Origin of the sequence: Ornithinimicrobium sufpigmenti (assembly GCF_004322775.1) — a bacterium.
GTDB classification, from domain to species: Bacteria; Actinomycetota; Actinomycetes; order Actinomycetales; family Dermatophilaceae; genus Ornithinicoccus; species Ornithinicoccus sufpigmenti.
This window is the reverse complement of the sequence record NZ_CP036403.1, coordinates 3,043,218-3,061,956: the sequence shown is the minus strand read 5'-3', so window position 1 is coordinate 3,061,956 and position 18,739 is coordinate 3,043,218. Positions and strand designations below refer to the sequence as shown.

22 protein-coding genes are annotated in these 18,739 nt (G+C 69.2%); 13 read left to right on the top strand and 9 right to left on the bottom strand.

Features of this window, described 5'->3' with window-relative positions; translation table 11 throughout:
- Positions 1 to 34 precede the first annotated feature (34 nt).
- Positions 35 to 460, bottom strand: coding sequence for a PPOX class F420-dependent oxidoreductase (locus tag ESZ52_RS14060; protein WP_486644367.1), 426 nt, complete (start codon positions 458 to 460; stop codon positions 35 to 37).
- A 143-nt stretch (positions 461 to 603) separates the two neighbouring features.
- On the opposite strand from ESZ52_RS14060, the gene ESZ52_RS14055 reads away from it, so the two are divergent.
- Complete coding sequence (locus ESZ52_RS14055; RefSeq protein WP_131105485.1) at positions 604 to 1,437, top strand: hypothetical protein; 834 nt, start codon at positions 604 to 606, stop codon at positions 1,435 to 1,437.
- Between the two features lie 132 nt (positions 1,438 to 1,569).
- Here ESZ52_RS14055 and ESZ52_RS14050 read toward each other — a convergent pair whose 3' ends face one another.
- Complete coding sequence (locus ESZ52_RS14050) at positions 1,570 to 2,430, bottom strand: HNH endonuclease (RefSeq protein WP_131105484.1); 861 nt, start codon at positions 2,428 to 2,430, stop codon at positions 1,570 to 1,572.
- Positions 2,431 to 2,531: 101 nt separating this feature from the next.
- Positions 2,532 to 4,406 carry a DUF2075 domain-containing protein gene (locus ESZ52_RS14045; protein ID WP_238154447.1) on the bottom strand — a complete coding sequence of 625 codons (1,875 nt, stop codon included), beginning with the start codon at positions 4,404 to 4,406 and terminating at the stop codon, positions 2,532 to 2,534.
- Between the two features lie 287 nt (positions 4,407 to 4,693).
- Between ESZ52_RS14045 and ESZ52_RS14040 the strand changes: the two genes are divergently transcribed.
- Entirely contained in the window at positions 4,694 to 5,650 is a 957-nt protein-coding gene (locus ESZ52_RS14040) for an HNH endonuclease (protein WP_181009912.1), read from the top strand.
- Positions 5,651 to 5,787: 137 nt separating this feature from the next.
- Here the strand turns inward: ESZ52_RS14040 and ilvA are convergent, their stop codons facing one another.
- From ilvA to ESZ52_RS14025, 3 genes are all read right to left on the bottom strand, one after another.
- A complete protein-coding gene (gene ilvA, locus ESZ52_RS14035; protein ID WP_238154446.1) occupies positions 5,788 to 7,029 on the bottom strand; it encodes a threonine ammonia-lyase in 1,242 nt (413 codons plus the stop codon).
- Between the two features lie 193 nt (positions 7,030 to 7,222).
- Positions 7,223 to 7,618, bottom strand: a complete 396-nt coding sequence (locus tag ESZ52_RS14030; protein WP_131105482.1) for a type II toxin-antitoxin system VapC family toxin — start codon at positions 7,616 to 7,618, stop codon at positions 7,223 to 7,225.
- Positions 7,618 to 7,893, bottom strand: a complete 276-nt coding sequence (locus ESZ52_RS14025; protein WP_238154445.1) for a type II toxin-antitoxin system Phd/YefM family antitoxin — start codon at positions 7,891 to 7,893, stop codon at positions 7,618 to 7,620. Before ESZ52_RS14025 ends, ESZ52_RS14030 begins: the two co-directional genes overlap by 1 nt.
- A gap of 175 nt (positions 7,894 to 8,068) precedes the next feature.
- Here ESZ52_RS14025 and ESZ52_RS14020 point away from each other — a divergent pair, with 175 nt between their 5' ends.
- Entirely contained in the window at positions 8,069 to 8,512 is a 444-nt protein-coding gene (locus ESZ52_RS14020) for a hypothetical protein (RefSeq protein ID WP_132974524.1), read from the top strand.
- A 41-nt stretch (positions 8,513 to 8,553) separates the two neighbouring features.
- On the opposite strand, the gene ESZ52_RS14015 is transcribed toward ESZ52_RS14020, so the two are convergent.
- The 3 genes from ESZ52_RS14015 to ESZ52_RS14005 form a co-directional block, all read right to left on the bottom strand.
- Positions 8,554 to 9,045, bottom strand: coding sequence for a glutathione peroxidase (locus ESZ52_RS14015; protein WP_131105480.1), 492 nt, complete (start codon positions 9,043 to 9,045; stop codon positions 8,554 to 8,556).
- 44 nt (positions 9,046 to 9,089) lie between these two features.
- Positions 9,090 to 10,019 (bottom strand): acyl-CoA thioesterase, encoded by a 930-nt coding sequence (locus tag ESZ52_RS14010; protein WP_131105479.1) that lies wholly within the window; start codon positions 10,017 to 10,019, stop codon positions 9,090 to 9,092.
- 129 nt (positions 10,020 to 10,148) lie between these two features.
- Positions 10,149 to 10,730, bottom strand: a complete 582-nt coding sequence (locus tag ESZ52_RS14005; RefSeq protein WP_131105478.1) for a DUF3267 domain-containing protein — start codon at positions 10,728 to 10,730, stop codon at positions 10,149 to 10,151.
- Positions 10,731 to 10,855: 125 nt separating this feature from the next.
- Here ESZ52_RS14005 and ESZ52_RS14000 point away from each other — a divergent pair, with 125 nt between their 5' ends.
- The 10 genes from ESZ52_RS14000 (at position 10,856) to ESZ52_RS13955 (ending at position 18,715) form a co-directional block, all read left to right on the top strand.
- Positions 10,856 to 11,401: a maleylpyruvate isomerase N-terminal domain-containing protein gene (locus ESZ52_RS14000; RefSeq protein WP_181009911.1), complete on the top strand. Its 546-nt coding sequence runs from the start codon at positions 10,856 to 10,858 to the stop codon at positions 11,399 to 11,401.
- A 148-nt stretch (positions 11,402 to 11,549) separates the two neighbouring features.
- A complete protein-coding gene (locus tag ESZ52_RS13995; protein ID WP_131105476.1) occupies positions 11,550 to 12,593 on the top strand; it encodes an ABC transporter substrate-binding protein in 1,044 nt (347 codons plus the stop codon).
- Complete coding sequence (locus tag ESZ52_RS13990; protein WP_131105475.1) at positions 12,590 to 13,390, top strand: ABC transporter ATP-binding protein; 801 nt, start codon at positions 12,590 to 12,592, stop codon at positions 13,388 to 13,390. The genes ESZ52_RS13995 and ESZ52_RS13990 overlap by 4 nt, the downstream gene beginning before the upstream one ends.
- On the top strand, positions 13,380 to 14,216 hold the full coding sequence (locus ESZ52_RS13985; protein WP_131105474.1) for an ABC transporter permease: 837 nt from the start codon (positions 13,380 to 13,382) through the stop codon (positions 14,214 to 14,216). The genes ESZ52_RS13990 and ESZ52_RS13985 overlap by 11 nt, the downstream gene beginning before the upstream one ends.
- A gap of 34 nt (positions 14,217 to 14,250) precedes the next feature.
- Positions 14,251 to 15,099 (top strand): fumarylacetoacetate hydrolase family protein, encoded by an 849-nt coding sequence (locus ESZ52_RS13980; protein ID WP_131105473.1) that lies wholly within the window; start codon positions 14,251 to 14,253, stop codon positions 15,097 to 15,099.
- Positions 15,100 to 15,138: 39 nt separating this feature from the next.
- Positions 15,139 to 15,840: a GntR family transcriptional regulator gene (locus ESZ52_RS13975; RefSeq protein ID WP_131105472.1), complete on the top strand. Its 702-nt coding sequence runs from the start codon at positions 15,139 to 15,141 to the stop codon at positions 15,838 to 15,840.
- Positions 15,837 to 16,442: an RraA family protein gene (locus tag ESZ52_RS13970; protein ID WP_131105471.1), complete on the top strand. Its 606-nt coding sequence runs from the start codon at positions 15,837 to 15,839 to the stop codon at positions 16,440 to 16,442. Before ESZ52_RS13975 ends, ESZ52_RS13970 begins: the two co-directional genes overlap by 4 nt.
- A gap of 58 nt (positions 16,443 to 16,500) precedes the next feature.
- Complete coding sequence (locus ESZ52_RS13965) at positions 16,501 to 17,694, top strand: amidase (protein ID WP_131105470.1); 1,194 nt, start codon at positions 16,501 to 16,503, stop codon at positions 17,692 to 17,694.
- A 426-nt stretch (positions 17,695 to 18,120) separates the two neighbouring features.
- Entirely contained in the window at positions 18,121 to 18,303 is a 183-nt protein-coding gene (locus ESZ52_RS13960; protein WP_131105469.1) for a hypothetical protein, read from the top strand.
- A 55-nt stretch (positions 18,304 to 18,358) separates the two neighbouring features.
- Positions 18,359 to 18,715 carry a VOC family protein gene (locus ESZ52_RS13955; protein ID WP_131105468.1) on the top strand — a complete coding sequence of 119 codons (357 nt, stop codon included), beginning with the start codon at positions 18,359 to 18,361 and terminating at the stop codon, positions 18,713 to 18,715.
- Positions 18,716 to 18,739: the final 24 nt, after the last annotated feature.

Below are 18,739 nucleotides of genomic sequence, written 5' to 3'. Positions count from 1 at the left end.
GGAAGGTCGCTAGGGTTTGCGGCCGCCTCGTCCGTCAGTCGTCCTGCGCCAGCCTCGCGGGGAAGCCGCCCGTGGCGACGGGGGACCACCTGGTGGGCGTGATGCGCAGCAGGGACTTGCCCTGCTTCACCATCGCCTCGCGGTACTCGTCCCAGTCGGGGTGCTCCCCGGCCACCGCCCGGAAATAGTCGACCAGGGGCTCGACGGACTCGGGGCAGTCGATGACCTCACACTCACCATCGACCTGGACCCAAGCGTCGCCGAAGTCGTCGGAGAGCACGAGGACGCTCACGGTGGAGTCCCGCCGGGCGTTGGCGGTCTTGGCCCGCTCGGGGTAGGTCGAGATGACGATCCGGCCCTCGTCGTCCACGCCACCGGTGACCGGCGACGCCTGCGGCCGGCCGTCCTGCCGGGTGGTGATGAGCACGAGGTTGTGGCGCGGCCGGACGAAGTCCAGCATCTGCTCGCGGTCGACGTCGGTGGTGGTCGCGATGGCTTTGGGCATGGGACCAGTCTGCACGCCAGCTGCGTATGGGGTGCGCGGATAGTCTGCACCGGCGCCCTCCGTTATCGGGTAAGGGCTCACACCGATCGTCGACGGGTATGGTCCCGGTCAGGACGATCGAGGAGGGGAAGATGCGCACGTCATTGAGGAGGCTGCTGCCCGTCGGCCTCGCGGCGGGGGTGCTTCTCGCTATCGCAGGTTGCCAGGAGGAGGGCGGCGAAGAGGCTCCTACAGTGGCGCAGATGCAGGAGCCGACCACGGAGGAGGCCACCAAGACGCCGGACTCCGCGCCGACCACCGAGGCGCCCGCAGCCGTTGATGTGTCGGCCGAAGACGAGACAGCGGCCGACGAGACAGTCGATGGTGCAGCCACCACGGCGGCTGAGACCGTGCCGACGCCGTCAGCTGAAGAACCCACGGCCACCAGCGAGGCAGCGGAGGACGAAGGGGAAGAAGCCGCCGCCGGGGTTGGGGACGTGGTCGTCGTCCAGGAGGGCACGGTCTTCACGACGCCCGCCCAGGCAGCCTTCTGCTCTCTGTCCGCCCCGGCTGACGGTCGGGGGGCCGCTCTCACCTGCGAGGTGGGGGAGAGCAGCGTCCCGCCTGGTGAGGAGCTCATAGGGATCTGCCCCAGTGACGGGTTCGGGTGGTACTTCAACTTCTTCGAGGACGTCGGCCACGCCGGCTTCTTCTGCAACCACCACGATGGGGTCGTCCATCTACCCGGCGAAGACCTGGCCAACGATCCGTGGGTAGATCAGAGCCAGGTCCATGTCACGCCTCGTGGCACTCGCGTGCCGATCCTCGGCTACGGGCGGGTGCTTCAGGCGGGCAGCCTGTCCTGCAGCGTCCAGCCGGACGGGCTCACCTGCTCCAGCCAGGAGACCGGGCAGGGGTTCACTGTGAACACAGCGTCCTTCGTCTCGTGGTGAGACTCGGCGGCCCAACGGTCCGAGCAACTCTGCTGGCAGGCTCATCGCTGGTTGTTCAGCGTGTGGAGCCGTACCCGTCCCGCTCATCGGCGAAGACCCGGAGTTGGTCCTGCCAGTGCTCAACCTCCAGGGTCACAGCCAATCGCATGATTCGTTGTGGCTGGCCAGGGCCTCTGCGAGTGGCTGCTCATCAAGCCTGCCCGGCAGGTTGAGCACGTCGCCATCCAAACTCTCGTACTCGGAGCCAGCGAGGGCGGGGGAGATCCGCACCCGCATGGTGGTGGCCTCCACGGTGACGAGGAAGAGGTCGAAGAGCGTGTGAATGTCTGCCCGCAGCAGTAGCCCGTTCCAGACCTCATTGGTGTGCTCACCCTTGTGCGGGGAGATGTGCGCCGCTTCGAGGACCGACTCGATGGCCGTGCCGGTGATGGCGCAACGGCCGCTGTAGGCACGGACGAGATCTCCGCGGAACCGCGGCTGCCCCTGCCGCAGTGCGACGAGCTGCAGCCGCCGAACCCGCAGGTCCTCGTCCAGGTCGGCAAAGATGCGCTCACGCTGGGCGTCGCTGAGGGACTGCTGCGGCTCCACGTCGCCGCCGAGGTAGGCGTCCAGGACCGCCTGCTGCTCCGGCTTCAGTGTCCGGACGAAGGTGGGGTTCTTGGGCAGGCCGGTGGCTGCAGCGACGTCGTGCCAGCGGGGCTGCTCGATCGCTTCGCCAGCGAGCACCTCGAGGGGGAACCGCTGGACGTACGGCTTCTCTTCGGCCCCGGGCCAGTCGTCCCACGGTCCTGGTGTGACGTGTTCCGCGTCGATCTCAGAGGCATCACGAAGCACCCGCACCTTGCCGAGGAGCGACGCGCCGCTCTGCCAGTAGTAGACGACGTCACCGGCCCTGATCCCGCGCGGAGTGATCAGGTCCCAGAGACCGTGCTTTTTCGCGTACTGCCAGTGCTGGGGGTAGTCCTTGCTGATCGTCAGCAGCCATGCCGCCATGGCATGCGCCTTCCGTGCTCATCACGGGGGAGGCGTGTCCAGCGGTGGAAGCCTGTCGATCCGTCGGTGTGTGGTTGTGGTCAAGGGGCGTCGCTGCCCCTCTACCTCCGGATCAAGCTCCGGAGGAAGTCTCGGGTCTGCTGGTCGGTGGAGTAGATCCAGGCGCTCTGCATCCCGCGCGTCAGCAGCACCTTGTAGACGTTGCGCACGAGCCGGTCGAAGTCGCGGTCCGACACCTTCGTTCGGTTGCGCAGAGCCGGGTCGCGGTTGGCTTCGCGCAGGGACCGCCAGCGGCCGTCGCGCCACACCAGGTCAGGGCCGATGATGATCCCGGCGTGGTCGTACTCGAAGCCCTGCGCCGTGTAGATGCACCCGACCTGGCCGAAGCCCGCAGGATCGGTCGCCCACAGAGCCGCGGCTGGCGCCCCGCCGACGGAGCGGTCACCCTTGAGGTTCCACGGCCGCGACCAGTCGCCGATGCGCACGTCCTGCACCAGCGTCCCGTCCGGCTCGGGGTCCGACCACGGCCAGCAGTAGCCGGCCGCCATGCGAGCCGTGTAGCCGTCCTCCTGGCGGAGCGCCAGCACGTGCTCCAGCTCGTCGGGGGAGTCGACCACCTCCAGCTGGAACGCCCCGTCGCCCTCCCACACAAACGGTCCACCCGGCGCGAGCCCCAGGAGCCGCTCGACCCACTCCACATACAGCGCGGACCCACCGCACCTGAACTGGTCGTCGAGGTCGATCTCATGGACGTCCATGCCCAGCGACGCGGCATACTCGCTGATCGCCTCAACCGTCCCCATCTCACCGGGGCGCACGACCTGGTTCTGGTCGAGCAGGAAGACCGGCACCCGCGCGGCGTTCAGCAGCTCGTCGAGCTGCGGCCGACCGGTCCGGTGCTTCTTGCGGGTGAACCGTGACTCCGACGTCTCCCGGATGCGGTGCGCCTCGTCGAGGATCAGACACTCGAGCTCGTTCGGCTCGGCGGCCATGAAGCTGTTGAAGTAGCTGAACATCTTGCGCACGCGCGGCGCCCGCGCGGCCGCGACCTTGCGCAGCGTCTGCGTGAAGGACTGCGAGCCGGTCGCGTGCATGACGGCGCGTCCCTGCCGGGACAGCTCACCGAGCAGCGACAGGGCGATCACGCTCTTGCCGCTGCCGGGCCCTCCGCTCACGACGACGGCGGTCTTGGTGGTGCCCCGCCGCGCCTTCTCGACCGCGTGCAGCACCAGCTCGTAGGCGTCGCGCTGCTCGTCGAGCAGGACGAACTGCTCGCGCCGCTGCACCTCGTCGGCGGCCAGCGCGAGCAGCTGCTTGGAGGGAGCGATGTGACTGCTCAGCAGCCGGTCGGCATACCCCGCCCCTGGCACCCCTGGAGTGAAGCGGCTGCGCAGGTAGTCGAGGAACTCACCGCGGTCCTGACCGCTGAACATCCGCGCCGGCCGTGCGGGGTCGGGAGCGGCCATGTCGCGCAGGTCGGCGATGCCCAGGTTCGTCGCGTTGTGCAGGTATGCCGTGCCGGCGAGCTCGTGCTCGTCCTCGGCCAACGTGACGACGAAGTCGGTGAGGTAGTCGCAGTAGCCGCGCACCTGCTCCAACGGGTGCTGCACCGGGTGGTTGCCGTAGCCGTCGATCCGCACCAGCACGTCGCTGTCCTCGAACCGCTCGGCCTCGCTCCACTGCTTGAGCTCGACGACCAGGTAGGACGCCCTGCCGGTCTCGGGGTGCTGCCCGGCGAGGACCACGTCCGCGCGCTTGCTGGTGAGCGGCAACTGGTACTCGACCAACATCTCGACGTCCCCGAGCCCGGCGTCGATCAGGTCGGCGCGCAGGCGAGGGAGGCTGCGCTCCCACGATCGCCGTTCTGCCGGGGAGGCCGTGCGGCCGGTGGTCATGGCCATCTGCTCCGCAATGTGCTGGGCGAGCTGCGCCTCGGCGACGGACAGTCCTTGCGCGGACGATCGAAGCAGGAACACGAACGGGACTCCCCAGGCAGCACGAAACTCGTGCGGGTGGGGGCGTGTCCGTGGAGGAAGCCCGTCGGGCCGCTATGACGTGCCCATTCTAGAAGGCGCGCCCTCCCCGTCCGCGCAGGTCGGCTCGCGCGCCTGGACTACTGGCAACTCACCACGGTCTGTTCCCACCGGTCCTGTCTCTCGCACTCATGGCAGTCTTCACATGGGTCGATTGCACGACACGATCTGTCTGCCAGGTGGATACGGGACAACTCAGATCCATCCGCGCGCTGCTACGGTCGTCTCCCATGAAAGCCTACGTATTCCCGACGGACACGTCGTGGGCGCGTTACCTTGCTGCGCTACAACAGCGTGACCCGGGGCAGACGGAGGCAAATTTTTGGTTACCCAGTTCCACCGCGTTTGCTTACTTGTCTCCCGGTGACCGGTTTCTGTTTCGAAGCAAAGCGGACGCCGGTGGTCAGATAATCGGGGGTGCCCTCTACGCCGAATATCTACGGATGCGTGTTAGTGAGGCTTGGCGGTTCTACGGCGAGGCGAATGGCGCCGAATCTCTAGAGGCACTGGTGCTAAGCATACAACGGTATCGCAGCAAGAACGGTGCGCCTTTCGATCCAGATCCTGAAATAGGTTGCATCTTGCTTACGGACGTAACCTTTGTGCCCGAGGGTGGGGAGCTGCCGCTCCCGCCCGGTTTTCCCATGAATGCCACGCGGGGTCGCGGTTACCGTCCAGGCCACGCCGATTGGTCTGCGGTGGAGGAAGCCTTCGCCCAGATCCTGCTGAGGGCCGACGTGCCCAACCTAAGGCCCGACTCGGACGCGGTCTCCTACCTGGGTCCTACCAAAGAACGCATAGACGGGCCTCACTGGATTCGCCGTGGTCAGCGTTGGTTTGCAAGCAAGGTGATGACCAGTTATCAACGCCGTTGCGCTATCACCGGTAGTCATATCGCTCCTACGCTGCAGGCAGCCCACATTCGGCCCATTGCGAAGGAAGGCCAGCACCGCGTGGACAACGGCCTCCTGCTGCGTTCCGACGTGCACACGTTGTTCGACGGCGGGTACATCGGTATTGACGAAAAACATCGCCTACAGGTGAGCAAACGGCTCCGCGAAGACTTCAGTAACGGCACGGAGTTCTATTCCCGAGCCGGGGACATCATCTTGTTGCCGGCCCAGGAACACGAACGCCCGAGCGGCGATGTGGTGACTTGGCACATGGACGAGGTGTTCAAGCGGTGATACCGAGAAGAGTCCGTTAGCGCTCTCGTAGCGCAGACGAACCGCAGCGGTCGGGACGTCGTCGATGTCGATGTTGGTGCGGACATACACCAACCACACACCCTGATGCATCAAAGAGGTGACGGGCGCGCGGCGGGTCAGCGCTCGACGCGGTAGCCGTCGTCGACCAGCGTCTGGTAGACCTCGTCCGCGTGCTCGTGGCCCATCGTCTCCAGCGTCACCCAGATGGCCACCTCGTCCACCGCCAGGTCGGGGAGCCGCCGCTGGTGCTGCACCTCGATGACGCTGCACCGCAGCTCGGCGAGCCGGGCGAGGACTCCCGCCAGGGAGCCCGGGCCGTCCGGCATCCGGACCTGCAGCTGCAGGTAACGGCCGGCGACCGTCATACCCTTGCGCAGGATCCGCTGCAGGAGCACCGGGTCGATGTTGCCGCCCGAGATCAGGGCGACCACCGGCCCCTCGTAGTGCTCCGCCGCCTGCTCGCCGAGCTCCAGCAGGTGCGCCGTGGCCGCCGCGCCAGCCGGCTCGGAGACCAGCTTGGCGTGCTCCACGAGGAAGAGCACGCTGCGGGCCAGCGCCGACTCGCTCACCGTCTCCATCCCGTCGACGAGGTCCGCCACCACCCCGAACGGCACGTCACCGGGCCGGCCCACGGCGATGCCGTCGGCCATCGTGCTCATCGACTCCAGGGGTATGGGGTGCCCCGCCTGGAGCGACGCGGGCCAGGCCGCGGCCTCCGCCGCCTGGACACCGACGACCTTGACGTCGGGCCGCAGGCCCTTCACCGCGGCGGCGATGCCGGCGATCAGACCACCGCCACCGGTGCACACGAGGATGGTCTTCACGTCGGGGACCTGCTCGAGGATCTCCAGCCCGCAGGTGCCCTGCCCGGCGACGATGTCCTGGTGGTCGAAGGGGTGGACGAAGACCGACCCGTGCTGCTGCGCGTGCTCCTGCGCGGCGGCGATGCAGTGGTCGATGGTGGTGCCGGTCTGGATCACGGTGGCGCCGTAGCCGCGGGTCGCGCCCAGCTTGGGCATCGAGGCCCCGTGCGGCATGTAGACCACCGCGTCGATGCCCAGCAGCCGGGCCGCCAGGGCCACGCCCTGGGCATGGTTGCCGGCGCTCGCCGCGACCACGCCGCGCGCCTTCTCCTCCGCGGTCAGCCGCGAGAGCCGGGTGTAGGCGCCGCGCATCTTGAAGGAGCCCGCGCGCTGGAGGTTCTCGCACTTGAGGTGGACCTGCACCCCCGTCCGGTCGCTGAGGGCCTGGCTGAACTCCATCGGGGTCGGGGTCAGCACGTCGGCGAGGCCCTCGCGTGCGGCGAGGACGTCCTGGAGGGTCACCGTCCCGGGTCGTGCGTCTACGTCGTCGGCCACGACACCACACTAGTCCGCCAGCGCGTGGCGATGAGGCGCGCTGGGCCCTCGACGGCCCAGCCGGTGCTCGGTCGTCCATCGGTGCAGGTCAGGAGCGTCCTTCGATCACTCAGGCGCGACGGCGTGCCCGTATGTCGAGCCGCCGACCGAAGCGTCCCTACGTGGTGCCTCATACCGCGCAGCCGCTCACCGGTCAGCGGCCCGGTGCGACGACCGGGAAGCCGAGCAGCCGAGTGGCGTCCGCGAGCCGTTCGTCGTAGGTGACCACGCCCAGCAGGTCATCCTCGAGCAAGAGGGCCGCCGCCAGGTGCACCGCATCCAGCGAGCGCAGCTCCGGTGGCCCCAGACGGGCAGCCTCTTCGAAGACGCCGGTCTCCAGCCGCAGGACCGTCAGCGTGTCCAGCACCTGTCGCGCCAACGGTGCGAGCTCCGGCCGCACGCGCCGGACCGCGCGAAAGAGCTCTGTCCGGGCAAGGTCCGAGGTCACCAGCGCCTCAGATCGGGCCTCGAGCCACCGACGGAGCGCCTCGGACTCAGGCTCGGGTGCGACCAGCTTCACGAGAGCGGAGGTGTCGAGGTAGTAGGCCATCAGTAGCGCTGGTCCTCGCGGTCCTCGCCAAGAGCCTGCGACAGCGCGCTGCTCGGCGCGCCCGCCGGTCGAGGAAGGTTCGCCAGTGCCCGTCTGGGTGAGCGGGCGAGTCCCGCGGTCACGAGCTCAGACGCGCGACTGCTGCCGAGAGGCACCAGTCGCGCGACCGGTCGGCCGTGGTCGGTGACCACCAGCACCTCGCCGGCGGCAGCGCGTGACACCGCTGCCGAGGCGTTCTGCTTCAGCTCACGGATGCCGATCGTTCGTTCTGCCACGGTGCACTCCTCTGGAAATGTGCTACACGGTAGCACTTTCATCAGCGGCAGGTCTGTGGGTGCGGCTGCGTACGGTCGCGGCATGAGAACCCGGACAGCGTGGCAGGACCACCCGTTGTCGCGCAGGGGCGTCCTCGTTTCTCAAGCGCTACTTTGCGCCCTCGGAATCATCTTGATGTCCGTCGGTAGCATCTTCAGCGGCATGATAATCGCCTGTGCCGTCCTCCTTCTCACGGTTCTTTTCCTCCGCTATCGCAACGCCACAGACGCGGAGCGACGAGACATCGAACAGAAGGGCCTCTGCCATCTGACCGAGGTGCGACCGCTCATCCACGAGGGAGGCGAGGTCTTTCTCGACGCCCAGCGATGCAGATTCCGGTCGCGCGCGATCTGCGGTTCATGGCCATTCCTCCTGCGGGCCACCTATGCCTTCAGAGACGAACCCACGGACGACGACATTGGGTTCAACGTCGGCCAGCCGGCATGGGCAGTTCGCTTCACGCCATCCCCGGGAGCCAGGATGCTCGTCCGAGGTCGGGCAGTGGCCCTTCCGCAGGGATACCGCGGCCCCGCGGTCGTGGAGCCGTTTGCCTCGCCGAAGACCGACCAGCGCAGATGAGTGCCTTAGCCAGGCCGCACACTACGGAGGCGTCGGGGCGCTTACGCCCCGGCGAATTGTGCCTCGATGGCGCCGACGACCTGCGGGTCGGTCGGCTCGGTGCGGGACCGGAAGCGGGCGACCGGCTGGCCGTCACGGTCGATGACCCACTTCTCGAAGTTCCACACGACGTCGCCGGCCTCGCCGTCGGCGTCGGCCACCTGCGTCAGCTCGGTGAAGAGCGGGTGCCGGCCCTCGCCGTTGACCTCGACCTTGTCCATCATCGGAAAGCTCACGCCGTAGGTCGCGGAGCAGAACTGCGCGATCTCCTCGTTGCTGCCCGGCTCCTGCCCGGCGAACTGGTTGCACGGGACGCCGACCACGGTCAGGCCGCGCTCGCCATACTCCTGCTGCAGCTGCTCCAGGCCGGCGTACTGCGGGGTCAGCCCGCACCGCGAGGCGACGTTGACGACGAGCAGGACCCGGCCGGCATACTCGCCGAGCGTGGTGGGCCGGCCGTCCAGGGTGGTCAGGGGAATGTCGTGGAGGCTCACCCGGCCCACTGTAGGGACGCGCGCCCCGCTGCGGACGACCGGCCTCAGTCGCCGAACCGCTCCCGGATCGCCACCAGCTCGACGGCGTGCGCGTCGAGGGCGTGGTCCTCCTCGGTCACCGGCTGCCACCGCGGCACCTCCACCGCTCGTCGCTCCTCGTCCAGGACCACGAACACCGTGCGGCAGAACGTCGTCAGCTCGAGGTCCCCCGTGGCCGGGTCGCCGGAGCGCACGTGCACGCCGACGTGCACCGAGTGCGGCCCGGTGTGCAGCAGGCGGGCTTCGACCTCGACGAGGTCGCCGATGCGCAGCGGCTGGTAGAAGCGCACGCCGCCGGTGAAGATGGCCACGTTGCGCGGGTCGTGCGTCCAGCGGGTGACCAGGACGTGGGCGGCCTCGTCGATCCAGCGCATGACGATACCGCCGTGCACCTTGCCGCCCCAGTTGACGTCGGTGGGCGCCGCGAGGAAGCGCAGCACCTCCCGCGGCGCGGTGCCGGTGTCGCTGTAGGTCTGGCCCTCCATGGCCGCCTGCACCTGCTCGCGCAGCTCGGTGCGGCGCTGGGCCCACGCCGCCAGCAGCCGGTCCTCCATGGAGGCCGGCTCCCGGGCCGGCACCGGCGTCGGCCGTCCGTCGGCGTCGACCGCCACGAAGATCATCAGGCACTGCGTCGCGGGCTCCAGCCCGCCCGTCGTCGGCGGCCCGGAGCTGACCTGCACGGTGACGTGCATGCTCGTGCGGCCGGTGAGCACGACGCGGGCCCGGGCCTCGACCAGGTCGCCGACCTCGACCGGCCGGCTGAAACGGACGTTGCCGACGTACGCGGTGACCGTGTAACCGCCGCTCCACCGGGCGGCCGCGGCATACCCCGCCTTGTCGATCCACTCCAGCACCCGCCCGGCGCTCACGCTGCCGGACTGGCCCGCGTCGGTCGGGGCGGCCAGGAAGCGCAGCGTGATCTGGGGGTCGCGCACGGGGACAGGGTATGCCGTCACAGCGGGAGTGAGCCGCCGCAGGGACACGGTCTGCAGCCTGCGGTGCTGGACCCACGACCGCGCAACTGCTGTCTTCGTTCATCCGTGAGCTGCAGGGCGGAACCACGGTCAGCCCGACGGCGAGAACACCGTGGTTTGCCTGCCGTCGTCCCGGATCAGCGAGCCCGGTGCCAGACGGGCGAAGGCCCACGCCTGCACCGCGTCCCCCACCGAGCCTGCGGCGTTGAGCGCCAGCAGGACGTAGAGGGTCAACCGACCATCCTGGGGCAGCGTCAGCCACAGGGCCGACAGCAGCACGGCCCAGAGCAGGAAGGGCGCCAGCGCGACGGTCACGGCGGCAGGCCGGGTGAGCAGCGCCTGACTGCCCGTGGTGAGGTAGGGCAGGCGCACGGCATACGTCGGGCGTACTCGAGTCAGCGCCCACAGCATGGCGCCGTGGGTGAGTTCGTGTCCGACCATGTAGACCACGACGGCCGCGACGGTCACCACCGCGGTGATCCCGCTGCCCCACCCGCTGTCGAGCGGCAGGTCGAGCAGGAGCGCCAGGGCGATTGCCGTGGCCACGGTGAGGGCGACCCCGACCTGGACCGTCAGTGCGGCCGTCCGGTTCGTCTTCAGGTCCAGCGTCCAGACGACCTGGCCATGCGTGGGTGGGATAGTTACGGTTGGCGAAACCTGGGGGATGCCCATCTAACTCATCTGCCTCTATCGGGTGCCTCCATCCTATTCCTACGGGACGTAGTTGTCCGGGGTCGTCCTGGCGCGGGCAGTGAGATGCGTCACTGATTGGCCGCGCGGCTGCCATGCTGGCCGGTATGCATCAGCGCACCGTCGCGGAGCACCTCGCCGGCCTCCGGATGGCGGTGGAGGCCATGGCCCGGCACGCGACCGAGGCGGGTCTGGACGCCGACGTCCCGACCTGCCCGAGGTGGACCGTGCGCAAGCTCGTGGCCCACCAGGGCATGGTCCACCGGTGGGCGCGGGCCAACCTGTTGGGGGAGGAGTGCTCCCCGCCGACGTGGAACGCCGAGGGTCGGCAGGTCGACGGCATCGACGAGATGCTGACCGGCTTCGTCACGCGCGGGACGGCACGCTTCGCCCGGGTGGGGCCGTTGCGCTTCGACGTGCGGCTCACCGACTCAGCCCCCGCCTGGTCCCTCGAGGTGCAGCCGGACGGGAGGGTCGTCACCACGAGGGTGACCGTCGACACCCCGCCCGAGGAGGACTCGGCCGTCGTGCGCGGCCCGGCGGTGGCGGCATACCTCGCGCTGTGGAACAGGACGGCGCCCGACGCGATGGACGACCCCGCTGGCATCCTCACCGACGTGTGGCGTCGGCGGGCCAGGGTGCGCTGGAGCTGAGCCTGCGGGCACCACGCCTGCCCGGCCGGGGGAGCGGCGTCGAGATCTGTATGCAGTAGAACCTTGACCTGTGTACAGGTTGGTCCGTACTGTATACACCCTGGAGCCATCCAGACCTCACCGGAGGATCAGACATAGGAGTCAGATCATGAAGAAGTGGATTGTTGCGTCATCGGCCGCGGCCCTGACCCTGCTGGCCGCATGCTCGGGTCCGGCCGCGGAGGAGGCCGAGCGCCAGGAGGACACGAACGGCACCGGGGCAGCGGGGGGCGGCATGACCTCGATGTCCGTCGCCGCCGTCAGCACCAGCTGCCTGCAGTTCTTCCCCCTCTACGTGGCCCAGCACGAGGGCCTCTTCGAGGAGAACGGCCTGGACATCCAGGTCGAGCGGATGAACGGCAGCGCCGCGGTCCTGCAGGCGATGCTGGCCGGCCAGACCGACCTGGGCACCCCCGGTCCGGTCCCCACGATCCTCACCCAGGCCCAGGGCGAGGACATCCGCTACATCGCCAACCTGTGGCCCGGCGGCGCCTTCGCCCTCGTCGCCCCGGAGGAGACCGGCATCGCCGACGCCTCCGAGCTTGGTGGCATGACCATCGGGGTCGCCACCGCCGACGGCAGCGAGGTCAGCTTCGCGCACACGATCATGGCCGCCGAGGGTATGGAGGAGTCGGACTACGAGATCCTCACCGTCGGCGAGGGCGGCCAGGCCGTCGCCGCCTTCGAGCGCGGTGACATCGACGCCTACGCCGCCTCGATCGACGGCATGGCGATCATCGAGCACGCCGGCATCCCGCTGACCGACATCACTGGCGACGCCACCGACTACCTCTTCGGCAACGGGCTGGCCGCCCCGGCCGAGCTCATCGAGTCCGACCCCGAGAGCCTCGAGGCCTTCGGCAACGCCTACCGGCAGGGGCTGGAGATGGCGATCGAGGACCGCCAGCTCGTCACCGACGCCTGCGCCGAGGTCCAGCCGCAGGAGGTCGAGGACCCCACCTACGTCGAGGCGCACCTCGACGCGCTCATCCCCAGCCTGGAGCGCACCGACGGCGAGCCGTGGGGCTCGATGTCCGAGGAGCACTGGGAGAGCATCCTGCAGGACGCGATCGACATGGGCGAGGTCGAGGAGGGCGACGTCTCGGTCGAGAACCTCTTCACCAACGACCTCGTCGAGGGCTTCAACTCGTGACGGCCGCCCAGACCGTCGGCAGTGACGTCGCGTACTCGGTGACCGACGTCAACCACACCTACGGCACCGGCACGCACGCCCTCCAGGACGTCACGATCTCGCTGCCGCGCGGGTCCGTCACCTCCCTGATCGGCCCCAGCGGGTGCGGCAAGTCGACCCTGCTCAACATCCTCTCCGGGCTGCTGGGTCCCTCCGAGGGCACCGTGCAGATCCTCGGCCGCGAGCTCGACGGCCCGCCGCCCGAGGTCAGCCACATGTTCCAGAAGGCGACGCTGCTGCCCTGGCGCACCGTGCTGGAGAACGTGCTGCTCCCGCTGGAGCTGCGGGACGGCAAGAAAGCCGCCCGCAGGCAGAAGGACAAGGCGCGCGAGCTGCTCGAGCTGGTCGGCATCGCCGACTTCGCGGCGGGTTACCCCCACCAGCTCTCCGGAGGTATGGCGCAGCGCGCCGCGATCTGCCGGATGCTGGTGACCGAGCCCCAGATCCTGCTGCTCGACGAGCCGTTCGGAGCCCTCGACGAGCTCACCCGCGAGCGGATGGACAGCGAGCTGCTGCGCATCGTGCGCTCCACCGGCGCGACCGCCGTGCTCGTGACGCACTCCATCCCCGAGTCCGTCTTCCTCTCCGACGTCGTCTACGCGATGTCGGCGCGGCCGGGGCGGATCACCCGGGCCATCGAGATCGACCTGCCCCACCCCCGGGGCGAGCACACGCTCCAGGATCCGCGCTACCTGCAGCTGATCAACACCGTGCGCCAGGCGCTCGACGAAGGGTACTCCCGTGGTCATGACGCGTAGCCAACCCACCGAGGCCCGGCCTCGGCGCCGCTCCGCCGAGCCCCGGTCCGGCCTGCTCGGCCGCCTCCCCAACTGGGCGCCCGTCCTGATCTCGATCGCGGTCTTCCTGCTCGCGTGGCAGCTGCTGGTCTCCTTCGGCAACGTCTCCCAGCTGGTCCTGCCCTCGCCTCTGGCGGTGGGCGAGCAGGTGGTCGTGGTGACGCAGCAGATGTTCGACGGCGGCTTCCTGGCCGGGCAGCTGTGGATCACCGTGCAGGAGATCATGCTCGGGTTCGTCCTGGCCGTCACCGTCGGCGTGCTGGTCGGCATCGTCGTCGGCCTGACGAGCTTCGGCCGGCGCGGCATCATGCCGCTCTTCGTGCTGCTGGACGCCACCCCCAAGATCGCCTTCGCCCCCGTCTTCATCGCCTGGTTCGGCTTCGGCATCGCCTCCAAGTTCCTCATGGCGGCGTTCATGTCGATCTTCCCCATCATCGTCTCGACCGCCCAGGGCGTCGCGGCCGTCGAGCCGGACGAGCTCAAGCTCTTCCAGTCGATGAAGGCCTCCAAGTGGGACATCTTCTGGAAGCTCCGGGTGCACCGCGCCCTGCCTTACCTCTTCACCGGGCTGAAGATCGCCGTCGTGGCCTGCCTCACCGGCGCCGTCGCGGCCGAGTTCATCGGCGGCGGCATCGGCTTCGGCGAGCAGGTTCGGGTGGCCGCGGCCCGCATCGCGCTGGACCGCGTCTTCGCCCTCATCCTCTACCTGAGCCTGCTGGGCCTGGCGCTCTTCCTGGCCGTCGCCTGGCTGGAGAAGCGCCTGACCTTCTGGAACGTCCGTAACTGACACCTCTCCCCATACAGAAAGAGAAAAATTCACCATGCGCATCGCCAATCACCACGGTCGGGCCGTCCTCCAGCACGGAGACTCCTGGTATGACGTGGAGGCCGTCACCGGGGGGCAGTACTCGTCCGACCCCCGCACCCTGGTCGGTCAGCTCGACCAGCTCGCCGAGTGGAAGGAGACCGCAGAGCTCAACGGTGCACACGCCGTCGACATCGAGCGGTTCGGTCCGCCCGTGCCCGATCCCGTGCAGATCTTCGCCATCGGCCTCAACTACCGCGCGCACGCGGAGGAGACGGGGTCGGAGATCCCCGACTACCCGGTCGTCTTCACCAAGTTCCAGACCTCCATCGCCGGCAGCACGGATGAGGTCAAGCTCCCCGCCGACACGGTGGACTGGGAGGCCGAGCTGGTCGTGGTGATCGGCAAGGAGGCCCACCAGGTCGAGCCGGCGGACGCGCTGTCCTACGTGGCGGGCTACATGAACGGGCAGGACTTCTCCGAGCGTCGCCTGCAGAACAGGGGCGCCAAGCCGCAGTTCAGCCTGGCGAAGAGCTACCCCGGCTTCTCTCCCGTCGGGCCCTACCTCGTCACCCTCGACGAGCTGGATGACCCCAACGACCTCGCCATCACGACGACGCTGGTCAAGGACGGCGGCGAGACCGAACTCGCGCAGAACTCCCGGACCAGCGACCTCATCTTCGACGTGCCGACCCTCGTGTCGGAGCTGTCCAAGGTGGTCAAGCTCGTCCCCGGCGACCTCATCTTCACCGGCACCCCGTCGGGCGTGGGGCTGGGCCGCACGCCGAAGATGTTCCTGCAGCCGGGCTGGCGGGTGCAGACCGAGATCGAGGGACTCGGCCGGATGGACAACCCCGTCCAGTGACGCCGCCGATCCGGACCCCCGCACGCTAGAGAGCCCGACGTGACGATAGACAGCCCGCCCAACACCTCCGCCGACCTGGCCTACCAGGAGCTGCGGACCGCCATCCTCACCGGCGAGGTGGTCGCCGGGCAGGTCATGTCGCAGGTGCAGCTCGCGGCCGAGATGAACATCAGCCGGACGCCGCTGCGCGAGGCCGTTCGCCGGCTGGAGGCCGAGGGGCTGCTCACCGCCGAGTCCAACCGGCGGGTCCGCGTGTCGGAGCTGACGCTGCGGGATCTGGACGAGGTGTACGGCCAGCGGCTCCTGCTGGAGCCGCTGGCCGTGCACGTGTCCGTGCCCCAGCTGACCCGCGACGACCTGGCCGAGGTCAAGGACGCGCTCGAGGCGAGCAGCGCCGCACTGCGGGCCAACGACATGGAGGTCTTCCACGAGCACCACCGTGCCCTGCACCTGGGCATCGTCAAGCGGGTCGGACCACGGCTGTTCCGCACGATCAGCGAGCTGTGGGACCACGCCGAGCGCTACCGGCGGGTGTTCCTCGTGGAAGGTGTCGTGGACCGTCGGCAGCAGACGATCTGCGACCACGAGGACCTGGTCGCGGCCGCGTTCGCGCGGGACACGTCCCTCTGCGCGTCCGTGCTCATCCGGCACCTGTCCACCACGGCACTGACGGTGTTCGACTACTACGGAGGACCGGAGCGGCCCGAGATGATCAACCTGGCCCTGGAGAGGCACCGATGACCTCCTCGCCGGCCCTGCCGCTCACCGAGCTCGTCCCCACGGCGGCCGCGCTCGACGTCGGCGAGAGCTGCGTCTTCCTCGGGTCAGGCATCTCGCGACGGGCCGGTCGGTCCACGATCGGACGGGCCCTGACTGTCCGGACCGGTGCCGGAGACAACCTCGCCCTGCACCGAGCGGTCGCGGCGGCCGGGCCGGGTGACGTGCTGGTGGTCTCGTGCCCGGGCCCACCGGTCGGTCTCGCGGGCGAGGTCATCTGCACGGCGCTGCTCGCCCGGGGCGTGCGCGGGCTGGTGACCGACTCCGGGGTCCGCGACCACGACGCGCTCGTCGAGCTCGGCTTCCCGGTATGGAGCGCGGAGATCGTCCCCCGAGGGACGACCAAGCACGAGCCGGGCGAGGTCGGCGGGTCGGTCGAGATGTCCGGCTCCGTCGTCAGGACCGGGGACGTCGTCCTGGCCGATAGTGACGGCGTCGTCTGCGTGCCGGCCGCGGACTGGACCCACGTCAGGGAGCGCGCGGTGGCCAAGGAGCGCAAGGAGAGTGACTGGCTGGACGAGCTCCGCCAGGGCACGCGCCTGGAGGCCCTGACCCGGTTGCTCTGATCCGCCGACGGCTGGGGCCGTTCCGGCCGTCGATCCTTCTTCACAAGGAGTTGTCCCGTTGTCCCAGCCCTTCAGCTCGCCGTTCGTGCCGCACGACCTCCCGGCGCCGCTCGCCGGCTCCTCGACCGGGCCGCTGTCCGGGTTCACCGTCGCGGTCAAGGACATGTTCGACGTCGCCGGCACCCGGACCGGTGGGGGGAGCCCCGCCTGGTTGGAGGCGCATCCGCCGGCCGAGGAGCACTCCGGGGTGGTGCGCCGCCTGCTGGACGCGGGAGCCAGCATCGTCGGGAAGACCGTGTGCGACGAGTTCTTCTACTCCACGGTGGGCAAGAACGCCCACTACGGGACGCCGCTCAACCCGCGCACCCCCGACCGGGTGCCGGGTGGGTCGTCCAGCGGCTCCGCCTCTGCCACGGCGTCGGGGGCGTGCGACCTGGCGATCGGTAGCGACACCGGCGGGTCGGTGCGGGTGCCGGCTGCGAACTGCGGGCTTTACGGCATCAGGGTGACCCAGGACCGCTTCGACTTCGACGGCGCCATGTCGATGGCACCGTCGTTCGACGCGGGAGGCTGGTTCAGCGCCAGCGCCGGACTGCTTCGTCACGCCGGACCGGTGCTCCTGCAGGGCCCGGGCGTGCGGGCGCAGGTCGGGACCGTCGCCCTCCTGGACGACGCCCTGGCTACGGCCGACCCGGCGGTGGCACGAATCGTCGAACGCAGCCTCGTCGCCGCGGCCGGGAGGGTCCCGGAGCCGGTCCGGGTGGACCTGGGCGCCCGGCTGGACGACTGGCGGGAGGCGATGCGCGTCGTCCAGGCCTACGAGGTCTGGCAGACCTTCGGACCCTTCATCACCTCCGCGGCCCCCTCCCTAGGACCCGGGGTCCGGGAACGGATGGAGGTCTCCGCTCAGGTCTCTGCAGAGGAGGCGGCGGACGCGAAGCAGGTGCTGGCCTCGGCGCGGCGCACCATGGATGAGCTGACGCCGGTCGGCACGGTCCTGGCGCTGCCCACGACACCCTCGATCGCCCCCCGGCTCGACGCGGAGGGGAAGGACCTCGAGAACTACCGGGTGAGGGGTATGCGCCTGGTGTGCATGGCCAGCATCTCGGGTCTCCCACAGGTCACCATCCCCGTCGGCGTGCTCGATAGTGCTCCGGTGTCGCTGTCCTTCATCGGCTGGCGAGGCGGTGACGAGGCGTTGCTCGACCTGGCGGTGGCCATGAGCCCACTCGCGGGGACGGTCATCGAGTAGGCCGGCGTCGGGTCGCTCGTCAGCTCTGAGCCCGGGTCTCGACTCAGCCCATCTGGGGGTCGATCACCTCACTACCAAGCAGCGCACTCCGTTCCCGGTCATGTCAGTCATTCGGGTTCGCCGAAGGGCATACCAGCAGCACTCCCTCTGTGCGTGACCTCACGACTCGGCCGGTGAGCGGTAGACAACCAGCCTCTGCCCGCGGAGCCGCGGGGGCGCACCGCTCGGGCGGCTCTGTGCCCGGTGGTGCGGAAACTGTGTGTCACATCCGTTATGTGAACGACGGATGTGACACACCGTTCCCGCACATTGGTTCTGTGAGTCCTCGTGCGCTGGAAACCGGCCCGACCACGGACGGGCCGCGCGGCTCTGCCGCTGGTCGCATGTCATTCGGGGAGCAGTAGGTACGTCCGCCGAGCTGAGGGGTTGACCCTTACGCGACGCAGGTACGAAGAGCAGCACGCCTACGCGTCGGCGCTCACCCTGTGCCGCAACGACTCCGAGCGCGAGCACCTGGAGGGCCGGCTCGCGCAGCTCGGGGCGCCCGCCCGGCTGGACGCCCCGTCTGGACGTGCGGAGGCTCAGCGCCTCAACCCCGGTGGTGCTTGACTCCGGTGGTGACTGAGGACTCGAACCGTCCGCATTCGCACCTACGGTCACGACCATGGCTATCGCAAGCATGCCCAGCATCGTGATCGACTGTCCCGACCCCACCGCGCTGGCGGAGTTCTACGGGACCATGCTCGACTGGAAGGTCGAGCCCGACGACGGGTGGGCCGACATCCGCGCACCCTACGGACAGTGCATCTCCTTCCAGAAGGTCGAGGGCTACACGCCTCCGGCCTGGCCGGACCAGGGCGTGCCCCAGCAGATGCACATCGACGTCATGGTCGAGGACCTCGACGAGGCGGAGACCGAGGTGGTGCGGCTCGGCGCGACCAAGGCCGAGCACCAGCCCGGCGAGACGTTCCGGGTGTTCCTGGACCCCGCCGGGCACCCGTTCTGCCTCTGCGTCGAGTAGTCCGCCCACCGTCGACACCCGCCC

Coding starts and splice junctions, on each gene's coding strand:
- ESZ52_RS14060 (WP_486644367.1), bottom strand. CDS start 460: ATGCTGGACTTCGTCCGGCCGCGCCACAACCTCGTGCTCATCACCACC.
- ESZ52_RS14050 (WP_131105484.1), bottom strand. CDS start 2,430: ATGGCGGCATGGCTGCTGACGATCAGCAAGGACTACCCCCAGCACTGG.
- ESZ52_RS13995 (WP_131105476.1), top strand. CDS start 11,550: ATGAAGAAGTGGATTGTTGCGTCATCGGCCGCGGCCCTGACCCTGCTG.
- ESZ52_RS14055 (WP_131105485.1), top strand. CDS start 604: ATGGTCCCGGTCAGGACGATCGAGGAGGGGAAGATGCGCACGTCATTG.
- ESZ52_RS14030 (WP_131105482.1), bottom strand. CDS start 7,618: ATGGCCTACTACCTCGACACCTCCGCTCTCGTGAAGCTGGTCGCACCC.
- ESZ52_RS13970 (WP_131105471.1), top strand. CDS start 15,837: ATGACCTCCTCGCCGGCCCTGCCGCTCACCGAGCTCGTCCCCACGGCG.
- ESZ52_RS13955 (WP_131105468.1), top strand. CDS start 18,359: ATGGCTATCGCAAGCATGCCCAGCATCGTGATCGACTGTCCCGACCCC.
- ESZ52_RS13985 (WP_131105474.1), top strand. CDS start 13,380: ATGACGCGTAGCCAACCCACCGAGGCCCGGCCTCGGCGCCGCTCCGCC.
- ESZ52_RS14000 (WP_181009911.1), top strand. CDS start 10,856: ATGCATCAGCGCACCGTCGCGGAGCACCTCGCCGGCCTCCGGATGGCG.
- ESZ52_RS14040 (WP_181009912.1), top strand. CDS start 4,694: ATGAAAGCCTACGTATTCCCGACGGACACGTCGTGGGCGCGTTACCTT.
- ESZ52_RS14005 (WP_131105478.1), bottom strand. CDS start 10,730: ATGGGCATCCCCCAGGTTTCGCCAACCGTAACTATCCCACCCACGCAT.
- ESZ52_RS14020 (WP_132974524.1), top strand. CDS start 8,069: ATGTCCGTCGGTAGCATCTTCAGCGGCATGATAATCGCCTGTGCCGTC.
- ESZ52_RS13980 (WP_131105473.1), top strand. CDS start 14,251: ATGCGCATCGCCAATCACCACGGTCGGGCCGTCCTCCAGCACGGAGAC.